Origin of the sequence: Streptomyces albireticuli, assembly GCF_002192455.1 — a bacterium.
GTDB classification, from domain to species: Bacteria; Actinomycetota; Actinomycetes; order Streptomycetales; family Streptomycetaceae; genus Streptomyces; species Streptomyces albireticuli_B.
Window position 1 is genome coordinate 3,461,690 of record NZ_CP021744.1, and the last position, 19,791, is coordinate 3,481,480.

The 19,791-nt window shown below is 69.7% G+C and carries 11 protein-coding genes and 2 rRNA genes; 4 read left to right on the top strand and 9 right to left on the bottom strand.

Features of this window, described 5'->3' with window-relative positions:
* Nucleotides 1-38 precede the first annotated feature (38 nt).
* From SMD11_RS14665 to SMD11_RS14685, 4 genes are all read right to left on the bottom strand, one after another.
* Nucleotides 39-3,164 (bottom strand): 23S ribosomal RNA (locus tag SMD11_RS14665).
* Between the two features lie 275 nt (nucleotides 3,165-3,439).
* Nucleotides 3,440-4,963 (bottom strand): 16S ribosomal RNA (locus SMD11_RS14670).
* Together the 16S and 23S rRNA genes form the textbook arrangement of a ribosomal RNA operon.
* A 583-nt stretch (nucleotides 4,964-5,546) precedes the next feature.
* Nucleotides 5,547-6,071 carry a hypothetical protein gene (locus SMD11_RS14680; RefSeq protein ID WP_087926893.1) on the bottom strand — a complete coding sequence of 175 codons (525 nt, stop codon included), beginning with the start codon at nucleotides 6,069-6,071 and terminating at the stop codon, nucleotides 5,547-5,549.
* Nucleotides 6,072-6,122: 51 nt separating this feature from the next.
* A complete protein-coding gene (locus SMD11_RS14685) occupies nucleotides 6,123-6,479 on the bottom strand; it encodes an SH3 domain-containing protein (RefSeq protein ID WP_234366040.1) in 357 nt (118 codons plus the stop codon).
* A gap of 134 nt (nucleotides 6,480-6,613) precedes the next feature.
* On the opposite strand from SMD11_RS14685, the gene SMD11_RS14690 reads away from it, so the two are divergent.
* Entirely contained in the window at nucleotides 6,614-8,854 is a 2,241-nt protein-coding gene (locus SMD11_RS14690; RefSeq protein WP_087926894.1) for a serine/threonine-protein kinase, read from the top strand.
* 66 nt (nucleotides 8,855-8,920) lie between these two features.
* On the opposite strand, the gene ilvD is transcribed toward SMD11_RS14690, so the two are convergent.
* From ilvD to SMD11_RS14710, 4 genes are all read right to left on the bottom strand, one after another.
* Nucleotides 8,921-10,774 (bottom strand): dihydroxy-acid dehydratase, encoded by a 1,854-nt coding sequence (gene ilvD / locus SMD11_RS14695; RefSeq protein ID WP_087926895.1) that lies wholly within the window; start codon nucleotides 10,772-10,774, stop codon nucleotides 8,921-8,923.
* A 339-nt stretch (nucleotides 10,775-11,113) separates the two neighbouring features.
* The gene (locus tag SMD11_RS14700) at nucleotides 11,114-11,764 is read right to left on the bottom strand and encodes a TetR family transcriptional regulator (protein ID WP_087926896.1); all 651 of its coding nucleotides are present in this window, start codon (nucleotides 11,762-11,764) and stop codon (nucleotides 11,114-11,116) included.
* Nucleotides 11,761-12,585: a sugar phosphate isomerase/epimerase family protein gene (locus SMD11_RS14705; protein ID WP_087926897.1), complete on the bottom strand. Its 825-nt coding sequence runs from the start codon at nucleotides 12,583-12,585 to the stop codon at nucleotides 11,761-11,763. Before SMD11_RS14705 ends, SMD11_RS14700 begins: the two co-directional genes overlap by 4 nt.
* Nucleotides 12,586-12,763: 178 nt before the next feature.
* The gene (locus SMD11_RS14710; RefSeq protein ID WP_087926898.1) at nucleotides 12,764-13,696 is read right to left on the bottom strand and encodes a Ppx/GppA phosphatase family protein; all 933 of its coding nucleotides are present in this window, start codon (nucleotides 13,694-13,696) and stop codon (nucleotides 12,764-12,766) included.
* A 99-nt stretch (nucleotides 13,697-13,795) separates the two neighbouring features.
* On the opposite strand from SMD11_RS14710, the gene SMD11_RS14715 reads away from it, so the two are divergent.
* The gene (locus SMD11_RS14715) at nucleotides 13,796-14,590 is read left to right on the top strand and encodes a hypothetical protein (protein WP_418952526.1); all 795 of its coding nucleotides are present in this window, start codon (nucleotides 13,796-13,798) and stop codon (nucleotides 14,588-14,590) included.
* A gap of 201 nt (nucleotides 14,591-14,791) precedes the next feature.
* Here SMD11_RS14715 and SMD11_RS14720 read toward each other — a convergent pair whose 3' ends face one another.
* Complete coding sequence (locus SMD11_RS14720) at nucleotides 14,792-16,432, bottom strand: BACON domain-containing protein (protein WP_234366041.1); 1,641 nt, start codon at nucleotides 16,430-16,432, stop codon at nucleotides 14,792-14,794.
* 581 nt (nucleotides 16,433-17,013) lie between these two features.
* Here SMD11_RS14720 and radA point away from each other — a divergent pair.
* A complete protein-coding gene (gene radA, locus SMD11_RS14725) occupies nucleotides 17,014-18,447 on the top strand; it encodes a DNA repair protein RadA (protein WP_087926901.1) in 1,434 nt (477 codons plus the stop codon).
* A gap of 129 nt (nucleotides 18,448-18,576) precedes the next feature.
* Nucleotides 18,577-19,710 (top strand): DNA integrity scanning diadenylate cyclase DisA, encoded by a 1,134-nt coding sequence (disA, locus tag SMD11_RS14730; RefSeq protein ID WP_087926902.1) that lies wholly within the window; start codon nucleotides 18,577-18,579, stop codon nucleotides 19,708-19,710.
* Nucleotides 19,711-19,791 lie beyond the last annotated feature (81 nt).

Below are 19,791 nucleotides of genomic sequence, written 5' to 3' on the forward strand. Positions count from 1 at the left end.
TCGTTACTTCAGAACCTACACAGTGGACGCGAGCAACTGAGGACAAGCCCTCGGCCTATTAGTACCAGTCAGCTCCAACCGTTACCGGTCTTCCACACCTGGCCTATCAACCCAGTCGTCTACTGGGAGCCTTACCCTCTCAAAGGAGGAGGGAGTCCTCATCTCGAAGCAGGCTTCCCGCTTAGATGCTTTCAGCGGTTATCCTTTCCGAACGTAGCCAACCAGCCATGCCCTTGGCAGGACAACTGGCACACCAGAGGTTCGTCCGTCCCGGTCCTCTCGTACTAGGGACAGCCCTTCTCAAGACTCCTACGCGCACAGCGGATAGGGACCGAACTGTCTCACGACGTTCTAAACCCAGCTCGCGTACCGCTTTAATGGGCGAACAGCCCAACCCTTGGGACCGACTCCAGCCCCAGGATGCGACGAGCCGACATCGAGGTGCCAAACCATCCCGTCGATATGGACTCTTGGGGAAGATCAGCCTGTTATCCCCGGGGTACCTTTTATCCGTTGAGCGACGGCGCTTCCACAAGCCACCGCCGGATCACTAGTCCCGACTTTCGTCCCTGCTCGACCCGTCGGTCTCACAGTCAAGCTCCCTTGTGCACTTACACTCAACACCTGATTGCCAACCAGGCTGAGGGAACCTTTGGGCGCCTCCGTTACTCTTTAGGAGGCAACCGCCCCAGTTAAACTACCCACCAGACACTGTCCCTGATCCGGATCACGGACCCAGGTTAGACATCCAGCACGACCAGAGTGGTATTTCAACGACGACTCCACACACACTGGCGTGCATGCTTCACAGTCTCCCACCTATCCTACACAAGCCGAACCGAACACCAATATCAAGCTATAGTAAAGGTCCCGGGGTCTTTCCGTCCTGCTGCGCGAAACGAGCATCTTTACTCGTAGTGCAATTTCACCGGGCCTATGGTTGAGACAGTCGAGAAGTCGTTACGCCATTCGTGCAGGTCGGAACTTACCCGACAAGGAATTTCGCTACCTTAGGATGGTTATAGTTACCACCGCCGTTTACTGGCGCTTAAGTTCTCAGCTTCGCCTGGACGAATCCAAGCTAACCGGTCCCCTTAACGTTCCAGCACCGGGCAGGCGTCAGTCCGTATACATCGCCTTACGGCTTCGCACGGACCTGTGTTTTTAGTAAACAGTCGCTTCTCGCTGGTCTCTGCGGCCACACCCAGCTCAGGAAGTAAATTCCATCACCGGACATGGCCCCCCTTCTCCCGAAGTTACGGGGGCATTTTGCCGAGTTCCTTAACCATAGTTCACCCGAACGCCTCGGTATTCTCTACCTGACCACCTGAGTCGGTTTAGGGTACGGGCCGCCATGAAACTCGCTAGAGGCTTTTCTCGACAGCATAGGATCATCCACTTCACCACAATCGGCTCGGCATCAGGTCTCAGGCTTCATGCTGTCCGGATTTGCCTAGACAGCGCCCTACACCCTTACCCCGGGACAACCACCGCCCGGGCTGGACTACCTTCCTGCGTCACCCCATCGCTTACCTACTACAAGTCTGGTTCGTCGGCTCCACCACTCCCCTCAACTCCGAAGAGATCGGGGCGGCTTCACGGACTTAGCATCGCCTGATTCGATATTGGGCGTTTCAAAGCGGGTACCGGAATATCAACCGGTTGTCCATCGACTACGCCTGTCGGCCTCGCCTTAGGTCCCGACTTACCCTGGGCAGATCAGCTTGACCCAGGAACCCTTAGTCAATCGGCGCACACGTTTCCCACGTGTGTATCGCTACTCATGCCTGCATTCTCACTCGTGAACCGTCCACAACTCGCTTCCGCGGCTGCTTCACCCGGCACACGACGCTCCCCTACCCATCCCAGCCCCCGTTGGGGGTATGTGCTGGAATGACACGACTTCGGCGGTACGCTTGAGCCCCGCTACATTGTCGGCGCGGAATCACTTGACCAGTGAGCTATTACGCACTCTTTCAAGGGTGGCTGCTTCTAAGCCAACCTCCTGGTTGTCTCTGCGACTCCACATCCTTTCCCACTTAGCGTACGCTTAGGGGCCTTAGTCGATGCTCTGGGCTGTTTCCCTCTCGACCATGGAGCTTATCCCCCACAGTCTCACTGCCGCGCTCTCACTTACCGGCATTCGGAGTTTGGCTAAGGTCAGTAACCCGGTAGGGCCCATCGCCTATCCAGTGCTCTACCTCCGGCAAGAAACACACGACGCTGCACCTAAATGCATTTCGGGGAGAACCAGCTATCACGGAGTTTGATTGGCCTTTCACCCCTAACCACAGGTCATCCCCCAGGTTTTCAACCCTGGTGGGTTCGGTCCTCCACGAAGTCTTACCTCCGCTTCAACCTGCCCATGGCTAGATCACTCCGCTTCGGGTCTTGGGCGCGCTACTCAATCGCCCTATTCGGACTCGCTTTCGCTACGGCTTCCCCACACGGGTTAACCTCGCAACACACCGCAAACTCGCAGGCTCATTCTTCAAAAGGCACGCAGTCACGACGCACCGAGCAAGCTCGATGCGCGACGCTCCCACGGCTTGTAGGCACACGGTTTCAGGTACTATTTCACTCCGCTCCCGCGGTACTTTTCACCATTCCCTCACGGTACTATCCGCTATCGGTCACCAGGGAATATTTAGGCTTAACGGGTGGTCCCGCCAGATTCACACGGGATTTCTCGGGCCCCGTGCTACTTGGGTGTCTCTTAAACGAGCCGTTGATGTTTCAGCTACGGGGGTCTTACCCTCTACGCCGGACCTTTCGCATGTCCTTCGCCTACACCAACGGTTTCTGACTCGTCTCACAGCCGGCAGACTATGAAAAAGAGATCCCACAACCCCGCATGCGCAACCCCTGCCGGGTATCACACACATACGGTTTGGCCTCATCCGGTTTCGCTCGCCACTACTCCCGGAATCACGGTTGTTTTCTCTTCCTGCGGGTACTGAGATGTTTCACTTCCCCGCGTTCCCTCCACACTGCCTATGTGTTCAGCAGCGGGTGACAGCCCATGACGACTGCCGGGTTTCCCCATTCGGACACCCCCGGATCAAAGCTTGGTTGACAGCTCCCCGGGGCCTATCGTGGCCTCCCACGTCCTTCATCGGTTCCTGGTGCCAAGGCATCCACCGTGCGCCCTTAAAAACTTGGCCACAGATGCTCGCGTCCACTGTGCAGTTCTCAAGCAACGACCAGCCACCCGTCACCCCCACCTTGCAGTGGAGTTCACCGGGGCCGGCGTTAGAAGGTTCAGACCGAAGTCCGTACCCTCAGACACCCAACAGCGTGCCCGGCCCGACCCAGATGAAATTCACGTTCCACGCCGAAGCAGTACTAGTGATCCCACCGGATCGTGCCGAATAGTCAACGTTCCACCCATGAGCAACCGTGCGAGTCATTCGCTCGCAGTCGGCTATATGCTCCTTAGAAAGGAGGTGATCCAGCCGCACCTTCCGGTACGGCTACCTTGTTACGACTTCGTCCCAATCGCCAGTCCCACCTTCGACGGCTCCCTCCACAAGGGTTGGGCCACCGGCTTCGGGTGTTACCGACTTTCGTGACGTGACGGGCGGTGTGTACAAGGCCCGGGAACGTATTCACCGCAGCAATGCTGATCTGCGATTACTAGCAACTCCAACTTCATGGGGTCGAGTTGCAGACCCCAATCCGAACTGAGACCGGCTTTTTGAGATTCGCTCCACCTCACGGTATCGCAGCTCATTGTACCGGCCATTGTAGCACGTGTGCAGCCCAAGACATAAGGGGCATGATGACTTGACGTCGTCCCCACCTTCCTCCGAGTTGACCCCGGCAGTCTCCTGTGAGTCCCCATCACCCCGAAGGGCATGCTGGCAACACAGAACAAGGGTTGCGCTCGTTGCGGGACTTAACCCAACATCTCACGACACGAGCTGACGACAGCCATGCACCACCTGTATACCGACCACAAGGGGGCGACCATCTCTGGCCGTTTCCGGTATATGTCAAGCCTTGGTAAGGTTCTTCGCGTTGCGTCGAATTAAGCCACATGCTCCGCTGCTTGTGCGGGCCCCCGTCAATTCCTTTGAGTTTTAGCCTTGCGGCCGTACTCCCCAGGCGGGGAACTTAATGCGTTAGCTGCGGCACCGACGACGTGGAATGTCGCCAACACCTAGTTCCCAACGTTTACGGCGTGGACTACCAGGGTATCTAATCCTGTTCGCTCCCCACGCTTTCGCTCCTCAGCGTCAGTAATGGCCCAGAGATCCGCCTTCGCCACCGGTGTTCCTCCTGATATCTGCGCATTTCACCGCTACACCAGGAATTCCGATCTCCCCTACCACACTCTAGCCTGCCCGTATCGAATGCAGACCCGGGGTTAAGCCCCGGGCTTTCACATCCGACGCAACAAGCCGCCTACGAGCTCTTTACGCCCAATAATTCCGGACAACGCTTGCGCCCTACGTATTACCGCGGCTGCTGGCACGTAGTTAGCCGGCGCTTCTTCTGCAGGTACCGTCACTTTCGCTTCTTCCCTGCTGAAAGAGGTTTACAACCCGAAGGCCGTCATCCCTCACGCGGCGTCGCTGCATCAGGCTTTCGCCCATTGTGCAATATTCCCCACTGCTGCCTCCCGTAGGAGTCTGGGCCGTGTCTCAGTCCCAGTGTGGCCGGTCGCCCTCTCAGGCCGGCTACCCGTCGTCGCCTTGGTAGGCCATCACCCCACCAACAAGCTGATAGGCCGCGGGCTCATCCTGCACCGCCGGAGCTTTCAACCCACCGAGATGCCTCGGCAGGTATTATCCGGTATTAGACCCCGTTTCCAGGGCTTGTCCCAGAGTGCAGGGCAGATTGCCCACGTGTTACTCACCCGTTCGCCACTAATCCACCCCGAAGGGCTTCATCGTTCGACTTGCATGTGTTAAGCACGCCGCCAGCGTTCGTCCTGAGCCAGGATCAAACTCTCCGTGAATGTTTACCGGTAATCCGGTACACACACACGAGAGCGGCACAACCGGACGGAATAAGTCCAGTCGTGCACAGCGTCCTCGCTGTGTTGTTGCCTGCCAGCCCCGAAAGGCTCACAGGACTTTTCAAAGGAACCGCGTCCCGACCGAACGGTCGAGGACGGGGTATTTTATAGTCTGGCGTTGACTTTTGGCACGCTGTTGAGTTCTCAAGGAACGGACGCTTCCTTTGTACTCACCCTCTCGGGCTTTCCTCCGGGCGCTTCCCTTCGTTGTTTCCAACCTTACCAGATCCGTTTCTCAGTCCGTTTCCGGTCTGAATTCCGTTTCCGGCCCCCTGTTGGAGCGGGGTGTTTCGCGCCTTCCGGCGTGATCACTACTTTAGCGGATTTCCCCCGCGACTCCTAATCGGAGTCCGTTCCGAATTCCGGACACGCCGAAATCCATCCCGTTCAAGGGCCGTGCAGTAGAGATTGCCACCGGTGTGGCGTGAGTGGCCGCCTCGTCGTCCTCGCGGACGCCGTGGCAACTCGGAGAACACTACACGAGTCTCAGGGGTGCTTCGCACCCCTCGGCTCCCGCCGCTGTCTAGCGGCGCTTCCCCTTGCCCCGGGCCTTGCCCTTGGCCTGCGCCTTCGCGGCCGGGTTCCCCGTACGGGTGGTGCGGCGGCGCTCGTAGCGGGCGGCGGCCTCCTCGTACTCCTCCCGGCGCAGCTTCTCGCCGGGGGCCTCGGTGAGGGTGCGGAGGGCGTACGCGAGCAGGGATCCGATGAAGCCGATCATCATCATGCTCTGCGTCGACCGCTCGGCCGCGGGGTCCGCCGGGCCGGCCGAGCGGCCGGTGAAACGCTCCCAGGTGCGGCGGAAGGCCAGCGCGCTGCATACGGCGAAGGCCACGACCACGAGCATGTTGACGAGGCTGCCGACCTCGGCGACCGCCAGGCCCTCGTAGCCGAAGCGCAGGACGAACGCGCCGGCCGCGGCGGCGGCCAGTGCGCCGAGGCCCGCGCCGACGCGGCGCAGCGCGTATCCGCCGTCGTGGTTCACCCAGGTCGTGCCGAAGAACCTGATCGGTTCCGGCTGCGGCCCGGCCGCCTCGTGCTCATCGCTCATACGTCGATTATCGCCACCGGCCCCGGACCGCCGGGTGCGCCGTTCGGTGCCTCAGGAACAGCGGATGGCCACGAAGCCGTCGCTGCCGGTCTTCACGTACGCGTCCGACACGTACTGACCGGGCGCGATGCTGTCCCAGACGTCGGTGGTGCCGTACGGGCCGGAGACCGTCTCGCCGCGGGTCTGGCAGCGGATGGCCACCCGGGAGTTCTCGCCGAGCACCTTGACGATCTGGCTGCCGGTGTTCGGGCCGCGGCGGACGTTGACCTGGACGCCCGGCGCGACCGGGTAGTAGATGGTGCCGGCGGACTGCACGGACAGGGCCGCGGGCTGCTGTGCCTCGCCGCTCCCGGCCGCCTCTGCCGCCCCGTTGGACTCGCTGGACTCGTTGATCTCGCCGACGGCCATCAGGCCCTCCCCCGCGTTTGGTCGATGTCATGTGCAGGCTAGCAAGGCGCGGCATGCCTCCCCGGTTTCGACAAGCCCATCGATTAGGCTCCGGAAGCCGCCGCACGCGGCCGAAAACACACGGGGGTGGGGGAATGCCGCCGCTGCGCAGGACCGGGGCGGGCCCGGAAGCGGAGGATCCGGGGTATGCCGGTCAGTACCGGCTGGAAGGGCGGCTCGGCTCCGGCGGCATGGGCGTGGTCCACCTGGCGCGCTCCGCTTCCGGACTACGGCTCGCGGTCAAGGTCGTACACGCCGAATACGCGGTGGACCCCGAGTTCAGGGCGCGTTTCCGGCAGGAGGTCGCGGCCGCCCGGCGGGTCAGCGGGGCATTCACCGCCTCCGTCGTGGACGCGGATCCGGACGGCGAGCGGCCCTGGATGGCGACGCTCTACATTCCCGGCCCCACCCTCTCCGAGCGGGTCAAGCGGAGCGGCCCTCTCAAGGGGGACGAGGTGCGGCGGCTGGCGGCGGGCCTGGCCGAGGCCCTTCGGGACATCCACCGGGCGGGCGTGGTGCACCGCGACCTCAAGCCGAGCAACGTCCTGCTCGCCGAGGACGGCCCGAAGGTCATCGACTTCGGCATCTCCCGCCCGTACGACAGCGAGCTGCGCACCGAGACCGGGAAGCTGATCGGCACTCCGCCTTTCATGGCGCCCGAGCAGTTCCAGCGGCCGCGTGAGGTGGGGCCGGCGGCGGACGTCTTCGCGCTGGCGTCGCTGCTGGTGCACGCGGCGACGGGGCGCGGGCCGTTCGAGTCGGAGAGTCCGTACATCGTGGCGTACCAGGTGGTGCACAACGAGCCGGATCTGACCGGGGTGCCCGAGGACCTCGTGCCGCTCATCCGCGCCTGCCTGGCGAAGGATCCGGAGCAGCGGCCCACGCCGGACGCGATCATGGCGCGGCTGCCGCACGCCGACCACGGCGACACCGCCGGTGCCGATACGTTCCCCCACACCTCCCTTCTCCCTCCCTCCTCCGTCTCTCCCGCATCGCGGGACTCCGAGCGCACCCACATACGCACCGCCCCCGACCCGCGCCCGGATGTCTCCGGGCCCGCACCGGCCACCGGCCGCCCCCGGCGCCGCCGCGCGCCCTGGATCGTCGCCGCGGCCGTCGTCCTCTCCGCCCTGGGCGGGGGCGGGTACTGGCTGCTGCGCGGGACCGACGATCCGGACCGGCCGCTCCAGACGCGTCCCACCGCGGCGGGCGCGGACTGGAAGCCGTGGGCGACGTCCGTCCCCGGGGACGCCTCGGGCGACGGCCGGGTGCGGGCCGGGTTCTGCGCGTACGGGGAGGCCGCGCTGTACTGCTCGGCGCCCGGGGTGCAGGCGGCCCGTATCGACGCGGCCGGCGGCAAGGTCGCCTGGCGGCGGCCGGTCGAGGACGGGAAGTCCGGTCAGGGCGCCGCGCCGGCCGGCGACGGGCTCGCGCCGCCCGCCCCCGTCATGTCGGGCGGCCTGGTGCACGTCACGACGCCGGACGGCAGCCGGCTCACGGCGCTCGACCCGGCGACGGGCGAGCCGCGCTGGACGCGGAACGTCGCGGTGTACGGCGGGCGGGTCTACCACGCGGGCGACACCGTGCTCCTGGTGTCCGCCGACGGCACGGTGACCGCCGTGGACGGCGCCACCGACCGGCAGCTGTGGAGCCACCGCCTGTCCGGGCACGCCAGGCCCGTCTTCTCCTCCTTCGGCGGTGGGACCGCCTACGCCGTCTCCCCGGTGGGCGGTGGCGGCGGGCACCGGACCCAGGTGCTCGCCCTCGACGCGCGGCGCGGCACGACGCTGTGGCAGCGGACGGCTGACGGGGATCTCACCACCGTCGGGGCGGGCCCGCGCGACGCGCTGTACCTGACGGCCGCCGACTCCGACAACCGCGTCTCGGCCGTGGTCCGGTACGACCCGGCCGACCGGAGCGAGCGGCGGGTCCCGCTGGGCACGCCGCTGAACGCCACGAGTGCCGTCGCGTACGGCGACTCGGTCTACCTGCTGTCCACGGACGGTGGGCTGACGGCGGTGGGCACTACCAAGGGGGCCGGTGGGGCGAAGGGGCCGGGGCAGCTGTGGCGGCTGGACACGGCCGTGGCGAACGGCTCGGCGCTCGTCGCCACCGACCGGCGGCTGTACTTCTCCGCCGCCGACGGCCGGCTGCTGGCCGTGGACGCGGGCCGGGGCGCGCTGCTCGGGCAGACGGCGCCCCGGCTGACCAAGGCGGGCCGGGGCTATCTCGATCTGCTGCCGGCGCCGGTCGCGGCGGACGGGAAGGTGTTCGGGGCGGCGCCGGACGGGACCGTGTTCGCGGTGAGCGACCACGATCCGGCCGGCTGGCGCTGACGCGGGGGGAGCCGGCCCCGGGCCCGTACGGACCGGCCGGCCGCTCCCCCGGGAAGCGTCCTCCCGTCAGCCTTCCAGGAGGCTGACGTCGCGCACCGCGCCCTTGTCCGCGCTGGTCGCCATCGCGGCGTAGGCCCGCAGCGCCGCCGAGACCTTGCGGTCGCGGTCGCGCGGGGCGTACCTGCCGCCGAGCGCCTCGCGGCGGGCCGCCAGCTCCTCGTCGGGGACGAGGAGCTCGATGGAGCGGGCCGGGATGTCGATACGGATCCGGTCGCCGTCGTGGACCAGCGCGATCGCGCCGCCGGAGGCCGCCTCGGGCGAGGCGTGGCCGATGGAGAGGCCCGAGGTGCCGCCGGAGAAGCGGCCGTCGGTGACCAGGGCGCAGGACTTGCCGAGGCCGCGGCCCTTGAGGAAGGACGTCGGGTAGAGCATCTCCTGCATGCCGGGGCCACCCTTGGGGCCCTCGTAGCGGATGACGACGACGTCGCCCTCCTTGATCTCCTTGCGGAGGATCTTGTCGACGGCGTCCTCCTGCGACTCGCAGACGACGGCCGGGCCCTCGAAGGTCCAGATCGACTCGTCGACACCGGCCGTCTTCACGACGCAGCCGTCGACCGCCAGATTGCCCTTGAGGACGGCGAGGCCGCCGTCCTTGGAGTAGGCGTGGGCCGCGTCGCGGATGCAGCCGCCGGCGGCGTCGGTGTCCAGGGAGTCCCAGCGCTCGGACTGCGAGAAGGCGGTGGCGGAGCGGACGCAGCCGGGCGCCGCGTGCCACAGCTCGACGGCCTCGGCCGACGGCGAGCCGCCGCGCACGTCCCAGGTGCCGAGCCAGTCCTTGATGCCGGACGAGTGGACGGTGTGCACGTCCTCGTCGAGCAGCCCGGCGCGGTAGAGCTCGCCGAGGATCGCGGGGATGCCGCCGGCGCGGTGCACGTCCTCCATGTAGTACGTGCCGCCGGGGGCGACGTTGGGCGCGACCTTGGCGAGGCAGGGGACCCGGCGCGAGACCGCGTCGATGTCCTTGAGGTCGTAGTCGAGCCCGGCCTCCTGGGCGGCGGCGAGGAGGTGCAGGATCGTGTTGGTCGAGCCGCCCATGGCGATGTCGAGGGCCATGGCGTTGTCGAAGGCGGCGCGGGTGGCGATGTTGCGCGGCAGGACCGAGTCGTCGTCCTGCTCGTAATAGCGCTTGGTGATCTCGACGACCGTGCGGGCCGCGTTCTCGTACAGCGCCTTGCGGGCGGTGTGGGTGGCGAGGACGGAGCCGTTGCCCGGCAGGGAGAGGCCGATGGCCTCGGTCAGGCAGTTCATGGAGTTGGCCGTGAACATGCCGGAGCAGGAGCCGCAGGTCGGGCAGGCGTTCTCCTCGATGCGCAGGACGTCCTCGTCCGAGACGTTCTCGTCGACCGCGTCCACGATGGCGTTGATCAGGTCGAGCTTGCGGACGGTGCCGTCGACGAGGGTGGCCTGGCCGGCCTCCATCGGGCCGCCGGAGACGAAGACGACGGGGATGTTGAGGCGCAGGGCGGCCATCAGCATGCCCGGGGTGATCTTGTCGCAGTTGGAGATGCAGATCAGGGCGTCGGCGCAGTGGGCCTCGACCATGTACTCGACGGAGTCGGCGATCAGGTCGCGGGAGGGCAGGCTGTAGAGCATGCCGGCGTGGCCCATGGCGATGCCGTCGTCGACCGCGATGGTGTTGAACTCGCGGGGCACGGCGCCCGCCGCGAGGATCGCGTCGGAGACGATCCGGCCGACCGGTGCGAGGTGGGTGTGGCCGGGGACGAACTCGGTGAAGGAGTTGGCGACCGCGATGATCGGCTTGCCGATGTCACCGCTCGCTACGCCCGAGGCGCGCATCAGGGCGCGGGCGCCCGCCATGTTGCGGCCGTGGGTGACGGTGCGGGACCTCAGCTCGGGCATCCTGCTCGACTCCTCGAAGTGTGTCGGCGCCGTGTATGGCGTCTTTCGAGCCTACGCCCGTGACTCAGGGGGTGGACGGAATTTCCGCGATGTGAGACGGGTGGGGGCGGCCGTAGGCGGGGTTTTCCCCACCCCGCCCCTTCCCGCTGCATCCGATGTGCGGCTCCGCCGCGTGCGGAGCTCCGCCCCGGACCCCGGTCCTCGAACTCCCCCAGCTACCGCTGGGAGGGGCCCCAGACGGGCTGATTCGTTGCCCGGAACCGGGCGAAATCCAGCCCGGCCGGACTTGGAGGCCACCGCGCGGAGCGCGGAAAAGGGGGCCCGGGGGCTCGCCCCCGGTTACGGGAAGGGGCGGGGTGGGGCAGACTCCGCCCCCGCCAGATGCCGCTGCACCGCCGGTGCCACTATCGCGACGACCTCCTCCAGGTCCGCCGAAGCCAGCGGCTCGACCTTGATGACATGGCGCAGCATCGCGACGCCGACCAGATGCGCCGCGGCCAGCTCGGAGCGCAGCCGGGGGTCGGGGAGGTCGAGTTCGTCGGCGATGCGGGCCATGAGCCGGGTGGTGACGAGCTCGCGGAAGACCGTGGCGGCGGTCTCGTTGGCGACGGCGGAGCGGACGATCGCGAGGAGGGGTTCGCGGGTGTCCGGGTTCTCCCAGATGCCGAGGGTGAAGCGGGTGAGCCGCTCGCCCAGCGTGTCGCGGTCGCCCTTACGGAAGATGTCGGCCCCTTCGAGCGCGGGCGCGAAGTCCGTCTCGACGGCGGCGGCGAAGATCTTCTCCTTGGGGCCGTAGTAGTGGTGGACGAGCGCCGGGTCGACGTCCGCGCCCCTGGCGATGGCGCGGATGGACGCCTTGTCGTAGCCGCGCTCGGCGAACTCCGCGCGGGCCGCCGTAAGGATGCGCTCACGGGCGCCGGGCCCGCCCGTGTCCGTACGGGCGGGGCGGCCGCGCTTCTTCGGGGCGCCGGCGGCGGGGGCGGCCGTCATGCGCGCGGCACGCCGGTCGGGGAGGCGAGGTGCAGACGGGTGAAGGCGAGGGCCTCGGCGAGGTCGGCCTCGCGCTCGGCGGAGGACATGGCGCGGCGGGTGTTGACCTCGATGACGACGTGGCCGTCGAAGCCGCTGACCGCGAGGCGCTCCAGCAGCTCGGCGCAGGGCTGCTTGCCCCGGCCGGGCACGAGGTGCTCGTCCTTGGCGGAGCCGTTGCCGTCGGCGAGGTGGATGTGGGCGAGCCGGTCGCCCATCCGGTCGATCATCTGGAGGGCGTCCGTGCGGGCGGTCGCCGTGTGCGAGAGGTCGACGGTGAAGTGGCGGTAGTCGTCCTTGGTGACGTCCCAGTCGGGGGCGTAGGCGAGCATCTCGCGGTCGCGGTAGCGCCAGGGGTACATGTTCTCGACGGCGAACCGGACGTCCGTCTCGTCGGCCATCCGCCACAGGCCGCGGACGAACTCCCGCGCGTACCCCCGCTGCCAGCGGAAGGGCGGGTGGACGACGACGGTGCTGGCGCCGAGCTTCTCGGCGGCCGCGCGGGCGCGCTGGAGCTTGACCCAGGGGTCCGTGGACCAGACCCGCTGGGTGATCAGCAGGCAGGGCGCGTGCACGGCGAGGATCGGCACCTGGTGGTAGTCGGACAGGCGGCGGAGCGCCTCGATGTCCTGGCTGACGGGGTCGGTCCACACCATGACCTCGACGCCGTCGTAGCCCAGGCGCGCGGCGATCTCGAAGGCCGCCGCCGTCGACTCCGGGTAGACCGAGGCGGTGGACAGGGCGACCTTCGCATCCGGGATGCGCACCACTGGCTCTGTCACGAGGGACAGCGTACGACCGCCTTCCGCGCGGCGTGGCGGGTGGCTCCCATGTGGCGGAACCGCTACCGGTCGGCCGTAAGGCGGTCCGGGGGCGGTTCACGAAGGCGTCCGGGATGACCCGGGGCCCGGGAAAGGTGGCCCAGGGCGCGGCCGCGGGGCGTGCGGCGGCGCCGTCCGGCTAGTCCGTGGGCAGGTGGTCGAGCCTGCGCAGGATGACGCCCTCGCGCAGCGCCCAGGGACAGATGTCCAGCTCGTCGATGCCGAAGAGGTCCATCGCCGCCTCGGCGACGAGCGCGCCGGCCAGCAGCTGGGGCGCGCGGCCGGCGGACACGCCGGGCAGCGCGGTGCGCCGCTCGACGGTCATCGCGGCGAGCCTGGGCACCCACTCCTCCAGGGCCTTGCGGGTGAGCGAGCGCGAGGCGTAGACGCCCTCGACGGAGCGGGGGGCGCCGGCGATCCGGGCGAGCTGTTTGAAGGTCTTGGAAGTGGCCACCGTGCGGTCGGGGGCGCCGAGCCGGGCGAAGTCGCCGACGATCCGGGCGATCTGCGCCCGAACGTGCCGGCGCAGGGCCCGCACGTCGGTGGGGTCGGGCGGGTCGGCGGGGAGCCAGCCGGAGGTGAGCCGGCCGGCGCCCAGGGGCAGCGAGGCGGCCGCGTCGGGTTCCTCGTCGAGGCCGTAGGCGATCTCCAGGGAGCCGCCGCCGATGTCGAGGACGAGGAGCTTGCCCGCCGACCAGCCGAACCACCGCCGGGCGGCCAGGAACGTCAGCCGCGCCTCCTCCTCGCCGCTCAGGACGGTGAGGGTGACGCCGGTCTCCTTACGGACCCGGGCCAGGACGGTGTCGGCGTTGGAGGCCTCGCGGACGGCGGAGGTGGCGAAGGGGAGGACGTCCTCGCAGCCCTTGTCCTCGGCGGCCTGGAGGGCGTCCTGGACGACGGCCACGAGGCGGTCTATGCCCGCGTCGCCGATCGCGCCGCCGTCGTCGAGGAGCTCCGCGAGGCGCAATTCGGCCTTGTGGGAGTGGGCGGGCAGCGGGCAGGCCCCGGGGTGCGCGTCCACGACCAGCAGATGGACGGAATTCGAACCCACGTCAAGGACACCGAGTCTCATGGCCTGAACGCTACTGCGGCGTCCGGGGGCGCATAGGCTTGAGGGGTGGCAAAGACGAAGAAGGCGAAGCCGGGCAAAAAGCGCGAGAAGGCCGTCGAGATCTCCAGTGACCAGGTCGCCGGGAAGCGGGCGCCGGTGGGCGCCGCGGTCCCGGACGAGGTCGGGCTCGACTTCGCCCGTGCCTGGGTCGAGTTCCCCGACCCCGCCGACGACGAGCAGGTCTTCCGCTGCGACCTGACCTGGCTCACGTCCCGCTGGAGCTGCATCTTCGGCAGCGGCTGCCAGGGCATCCAGGCGGGCCGCGCCGACGACGGCTGCTGCACGCTGGGCGCGCACTTCTCGGACGAGGACGACGAGCGGCGGGTCGCGGGGTACGTGGCGCGCCTCACCCCGGAGATGTGGCAGTTCCACGAGGTGGGGGCGGACAGCGGCTGGACGCAGCTCGACGAGGACGGCGAGCGGCAGACGCGCCGCTGGCAGGGCTCGTGCATCTTCCAGAACCGGCCGGGCTTCGCGGGCGGCGCGGGCTGCTCGCTGCACATCCTGGCGCTGAAGGAGGGCCGGGAGCCGCTGGAGACGAAGCCCGACGTCTGCTGGCAGCTGCCGGTGCGCCGCACGTACGACTGGATCGACCGGCCGGACGACACGCGGGTCCTCCAGGTCTCCATCGGTGAGTACGACCGCCGCGGGTGGGGTCCGGGCGGGCACGACCTGCACTGGTGGTGCACGTCGGCGACGTCCGCGCACGGCGCGGGTGACCCGGTCTACGTCACGTACCGGCCGGAGCTCACGGAGCTCATGGGCAAGGAGGCGTACGCCCGCCTGGTCGAGCTCTGCGAGGAGCGGATGGCCTCGCTGCTGCCGATGGCACCGCATCCGGCGGACGCGCGCTGACGCGGTCCGGCCTCGGGCGGACGCGCGGCGGCTTCCCGGGTGCGGGAGCGGACGGGCGCTGAACCGTCCCACGTCGGCGCTGCGTGGGCCGGGACGCCCCGCGTCCGGTCGGGACCTGCCTCGACCGTCCTGCCAGGGGCTACGGACCTGCCGCGCCGTCCCTGCCAGGGCTACGGGCCTACCGACGCCGCCCCGCCCCCGTCACGACGCCGGGGTCGGCCCCGGTGCCGGTGGTGCCGGGTCCGGCGGGGGCGGTGACGGGCGCGGTGGGCTCGGGGAGGGCTCCGGGGCCCTGCCCTGGCCCTCGATCGTGACCAACCCGCCGCCCGGCGCCACGGCCACCCGGGCGCTCCAGCGGCCGACGGGCTCGCTCGCGTGGTCGACGGTGACGACGACCGTAAGGGACTGCCCGGGGCGCAGCACGCCGCCGGTGCGGCTCAGGCGCAGCCAGGGCGCGTCGGTCGTCATCGACCAGACCACCGGCTCGCCGCCGCTCGCCCTGAGGGTGATGAGTGTGGTGGTGCCGCTGGGCTGCGCCTCGATCGTCAGCCTGCCGGGGCCCGGCACCGGCGGGGGTGGCGGGCCGCCGGGCAGCGGGGCGGTGCTCGCCCCGGCCGGGGGCGAGGCGCTGCCGGAGGGTGGGGCGGGCACGGGTCTGCCGTCCGGCCCGATCACGGAGACGGAGACGTCGGCCGCCCGGGGTCCGGCCAGCGGCCGCGAGTCGAAGGTCTTCCGGGCCGGGCCCGTCCCGTCGAAGGGGTACTGGGCCGTGCCGCCGGTCTCCTCGGCGGAGACCGAGGCGGGTTCCTGGCTCTCCCCGGTCTCCGGCGCGCCCCGGTAGGCGGCCCACAGGGCCAGTACGGGCGCGGCGACGACGGTCGCGACGACCGTGGTCGTGAGAGCTCTGCTGCGCAGCCGCCCGCGCCGGGCGACCCGGTCCTTGGGGTCCTGGGGGAAGCCCCGGCGGTCGAAGCGCGGGGTGGGCGGGGCGGCGGAGCCGCGCTGCCGGTAGGCGGCCAGGGCGTCCAGCACGGCGGCGTGCACGGCGGCCACGGGTGCCTCGACGACGGGCAGGGCGGCGGACGACGCGGCCGTGCCGGGCCAGGGTTCGCCGGCGGTGGCGCGCTCGGCGGTGCGGCGGCAGTCGGCGCAGTCGTCGACATGGCGCACGAGCTCGCGGCGGAGGGCCGCGCCCAGCAGGACCTGGGAGTCGCCGGAGAAGCGGGAGACGACCGGGCAGTGGCCCGACTCCACGACGGCCAGTGCCGTCCGGGTGCGCTCGACCTCGCAGGCCGCGCTGGAGAGCAGGCCCCGGGCGGCGTCGGGCTCCAGTCTGAGGACGGCGGCGACCTCCTGGGGCGAGAGGCCGTGCCGGACGGCCAGCTCCAGGGCCTCGCGCTGCTCGGCGGTGGTCCCCGCGGCCTCGGGCCAGGCGAGCAGGGCGAGCTCCTCGCGGCGGTCCCCGGGGGTGCCGGCGGGCACGGCGGCGGAGGCGGCGGCCGGTGGTCCGCCGGCCTTGGCGCCCTGGGCCATGAGACGGCGCAGACAGGCCCAGCGGGCGAGGGCGTAGAGCCAGGAGCGGAGCAGGTCGGCGCCCGCCGGGGAGCGGTCGGCGCGCCGCTCGGCGAGGGCGAGGACCTCGCCGAGGGCGGCGATCGCGGCGTCGTGCTCGCACAGCACGGACAGGCAGTAGGTGAACAGGCCGTCGACATGGGGCTCGAACGGGACAGGCGGCCGCTGGACGAGCGTTTCCTGGTCCGTGCGGGCGGCGCGCGGCGCACCGCGCTGGGCACGGTGCGCGCCGGTGGCGTGCGTAGGGTGCTCGGGCCTCCTGGTCATCATCCCGGCGACGGTAGGCGGGCGAGGGGGGCCCGCTCGCGCTGCGGACGCAGGATTAACCCGTTCGGGTGGTCTTCTCGCTCAAAAGGGGACAGGAGGGCTTCGTTCCGGATGTGCCCGGTCCTGACGTGGAACCGGGCGCGCCACGGGTGCCCTGCCGGGCGCTCCGAGGAGTTGCCTGGTCCGGGGGCTTGCCGGGGCCCGCGGGAGGGGCCTACCAGGCCGCCGAGGCGATGCGGACGGTCGTGCGCGAGGGCGGCTCCCGGGCGCCCGCGGCGCCCGCCGGCCGCGCGGCACGGACCGCGCCGCTGCCGCCCTCGGATCCGCTGGAGGCGGCCGCCACCACTGCCGGCCGCCTGTCCGGCCCCGGCACGTGGTCCCGCTTCGCCTCCCACCGATTCCCGCCGCTTCTCGCCGATTCCCGCCGCAGCCTCACCGGTGTCCCATCGGCTCCCGGGCGGTCCCCGTCACTCCCCACCGATCCCCACCGGGTCGCCCAGCCCGCCGCGCCCCGGGCCGTACGGACGCCGGCCCGTACGGACGCCCGGCCCGCCATGTCAGTGCCCACCGCTACGGTGACCCCCATGGCTGCCCGTACCCGCTCGTCCGCCAAGGACCGGCCCTCCTACCGCTGCACCGAGTGCGGCTGGACCACCGCCAAGTGGCTCGGCCGCTGCCCCGAGTGCCAGGCGTGGGGCACGGTCGAGGAGTCCGGCGCGCCCGCCGTCCGTACGACCGCGCCCGGCCGGGTCACCTCGGCCGCGCTCCCCATCGCGCAGGTGGACGGCCGGCAGGCCACCGCCCGCAGCACCGGCGTGGCCGAGCTGGACCGCGTGCTGGGCGGCGGCCTGGTGCCCGGAGCCGTCGTGCTGCTCGCGGGCGAGCCCGGCGTCGGCAAGTCGACACTCCTGCTGGACGTGGCCGCCAAGGCCGCCTCCGACGAGCACCGCACGCTCTATGTGACGGGCGAGGAGTCCGCGAGCCAGGTCAGGATGCGCGCCGACCGCATCGGGGCGCTCTCCGACCACCTCTACCTCGCCGCCGAGACCGACCTGTCCGCCGTCCTCGGACACCTCGACTCCGTCAAGCCGTCCCTGCTGATCATGGACTCGGTGCAGACGGTGGCCTCCCCGGAGATCGACGGCGCGCCCGGCGGCATGGCCCAGGTGCGCGAGGTCGCGGGCGCCCTGATCCGCGCCTCCAAGGAGCGCGGCATGGCGACGCTCCTGGTCGGCCACGTCACCAAGGACGGCGCCATCGCGGGTCCCCGTCTGCTGGAGCACCTGGTCGACGTGGTGCTGAGCTTCGAGGGCGACCGGCACGCCCGGCTGCGCCTGGTGCGCGGCGTGAAGAACCGCTACGGCGCGACGGACGAGGTCGGCTGCTTCGAGCTGCACGACGAGGGCATCGTCGGACTGACGGACCCCAGCGGCCTGTTCCTGACCCGGCGCGACGAGCCGGTGCCCGGCACCTGCCTCACGGTGACCCTGGAGGGCCGCCGCCCCCTGGTGGCCGAGGTGCAGGCGCTCACGGTCGACTCGCAGATCCCCTCGCCCCGCCGCACCACCTCCGGCCTGGAGACGTCCCGGGTGTCGATGATGCTCGCCGTCCTGGAGCAGCGCGGCAAGATCAGCGCCCTCGGCAAGCGCGACATCTACAGCGCCACGGTGGGCGGTGTGAAGCTGTCCGAGCCGGCCGCCGACCTGGCCGTGGCGCTCGCCCTGGCCAGCGCCGCCAGCGACACCCCGCTGCCGAAGAACCTGGTGGCCATCGGCGAGGTCGGGCTCGCGGGCGAGGTCCGGCGGGTCACGGGCGTGCAGCGGCGGCTGGCGGAGGCGGCCCGGCTGGGGTTCACGCACGCGCTGGTGCCGGGGGACCCCGGGAAGGTGCCCAGCGGGATGCGCGTCCTGGAGGTGGCCGACATAGGCGAGGCGCTTCGAGTGCTTCCCAAGCGGGTACCCCGGGAGAACCGGCGCAAAGCCGGGGCGGACGCACCGGCCGAGGAGAGCCCTCTCTGAACCGGAAGGGAGCCCTCTTTAATAGGCTGGGCGCCGGAATACGCCAGTAGACTTTGCCCTGGTCTCGCCCGTACGTACGGACAGCAGGGCGGCCTGCGGCACCGTTGACCTTGCGACCGGAGGAGTGCAGTGGCAGCCAACGACCGGGCATCGGGCCCCGGCAGGGCCGGGGGTGGCTCCGGTGGCTCCGGCGTCGACGGGCTGATGCGCGCCTCGCTGAGCGCCGTCGCGCCCGGCACGGCCCTGCGCGACGGCCTGGAGCGCATTCTTCGCGGCAATACCGGCGGTCTCATCGTCCTGGGCATGGACAAGACCGTCGAATCCATGTGTACGGGCGGTTTCGTCCTCGATGTGGAGTTCACCGCCACCCGGCTGCGCGAACTGTGCAAGCTGGACGGCGCGCTGATCCTCGACAAGGACATCACCAAGATCGTGCGGGCGGGCGTCCAGCTCCTGCCGGACGCCTCGATCCCGACCGAGGAGACCGGCACCCGCCACCGGACGGCGCAGCGCGTGTCCATCCAGTGCGGGTTCCCCGTCGTCTCGGTCAGCCAGTCGATGCGGCTGATCGCGCTCTACGTGGGCGGCGAGCGGCGCGTCCTGGAGGAGTCGGGCGCCATCCTCTCCCGCGCCAACCAGGCGCTGGCCACCCTGGAGCGCTACAAGCTCCGGCTGGACGAGGTCGCGGGCACGCTCTCCGCGCTGGAGATCGAGGACCTGGTCACGGTCCGCGATGTGACGGCCGTCTGCCAGCGCCTGGAGCTGGTCCGCCGGATCGCCACGGAGATCGCGGAGTACGTCGTCGAGCTCGGCACCGACGGCCGCCTGCTCTCCCTCCAGCTGGACGAGCTGATCGCCGGCGTCGAGCCGGAGCGCGACCTGGTCGTGCGGGACTACGTCCCCGAGCCGACCGCCAAGCGCACCCGCACGGTGGCCGAGGCCCTGTCCGAGCTGGACGCCCTCACCCACCCCGAGCTGCTCGAACTGCCCATCGTGGCGCGCGCCCTGGGCTACAGCGGCTCCCCGGAGACGCTGGACTCCGCGGTCTCGCCGCGCGGGTACCGCCTGCTGGCGAAGGTGCCGCGGCTGCCCGGTGCGATCATCGACCGGCTGGTGGACCACTTCGGCGGTCTCCAGAAGCTGCTCGCCGCGAGCGTCGACGACCTCCAGACCGTCGACGGCGTGGGCGAGGCCCGGGCCCGCTCGGTCCGCGAGGGCCTCTCGCGCCTCGCGGAGTCCTCGATCCTGGAACGGTACGTGTAACCCGTAGGTGGAGCGGTACGCGTCAAGCCCGTAGGCACGAGGCGCGGCGTACGACAGCGGCATACGACTGAGGCGGCCCAT

Bases quoted from the DNA above. Each gene is read 5' to 3' on its own strand.
- radA (WP_087926901.1), top strand. From the start codon at position 17,014: ATGGCTGCCCGTACCCGCTCGTCCGCCAAGGACCGGCCCTCCTACCGC.
- SMD11_RS14710 (WP_087926898.1), bottom strand. From the start codon at position 13,696: ATGAGACTCGGTGTCCTTGACGTGGGTTCGAATTCCGTCCATCTGCTG.
- SMD11_RS14680 (WP_087926893.1), bottom strand. From the start codon at position 6,071: ATGAGCGATGAGCACGAGGCGGCCGGGCCGCAGCCGGAACCGATCAGG.
- SMD11_RS14685 (WP_234366040.1), bottom strand. From the start codon at position 6,479: ATGGCCGTCGGCGAGATCAACGAGTCCAGCGAGTCCAACGGGGCGGCA.
- SMD11_RS14700 (WP_087926896.1), bottom strand. From the start codon at position 11,764: ATGACGGCCGCCCCCGCCGCCGGCGCCCCGAAGAAGCGCGGCCGCCCC.
- SMD11_RS14690 (WP_087926894.1), top strand. From the start codon at position 6,614: ATGCCGCCGCTGCGCAGGACCGGGGCGGGCCCGGAAGCGGAGGATCCG.
- SMD11_RS14720 (WP_234366041.1), bottom strand. From the start codon at position 16,432: ATGATGACCAGGAGGCCCGAGCACCCTACGCACGCCACCGGCGCGCAC.
- ilvD (WP_087926895.1), bottom strand. From the start codon at position 10,774: ATGCCCGAGCTGAGGTCCCGCACCGTCACCCACGGCCGCAACATGGCG.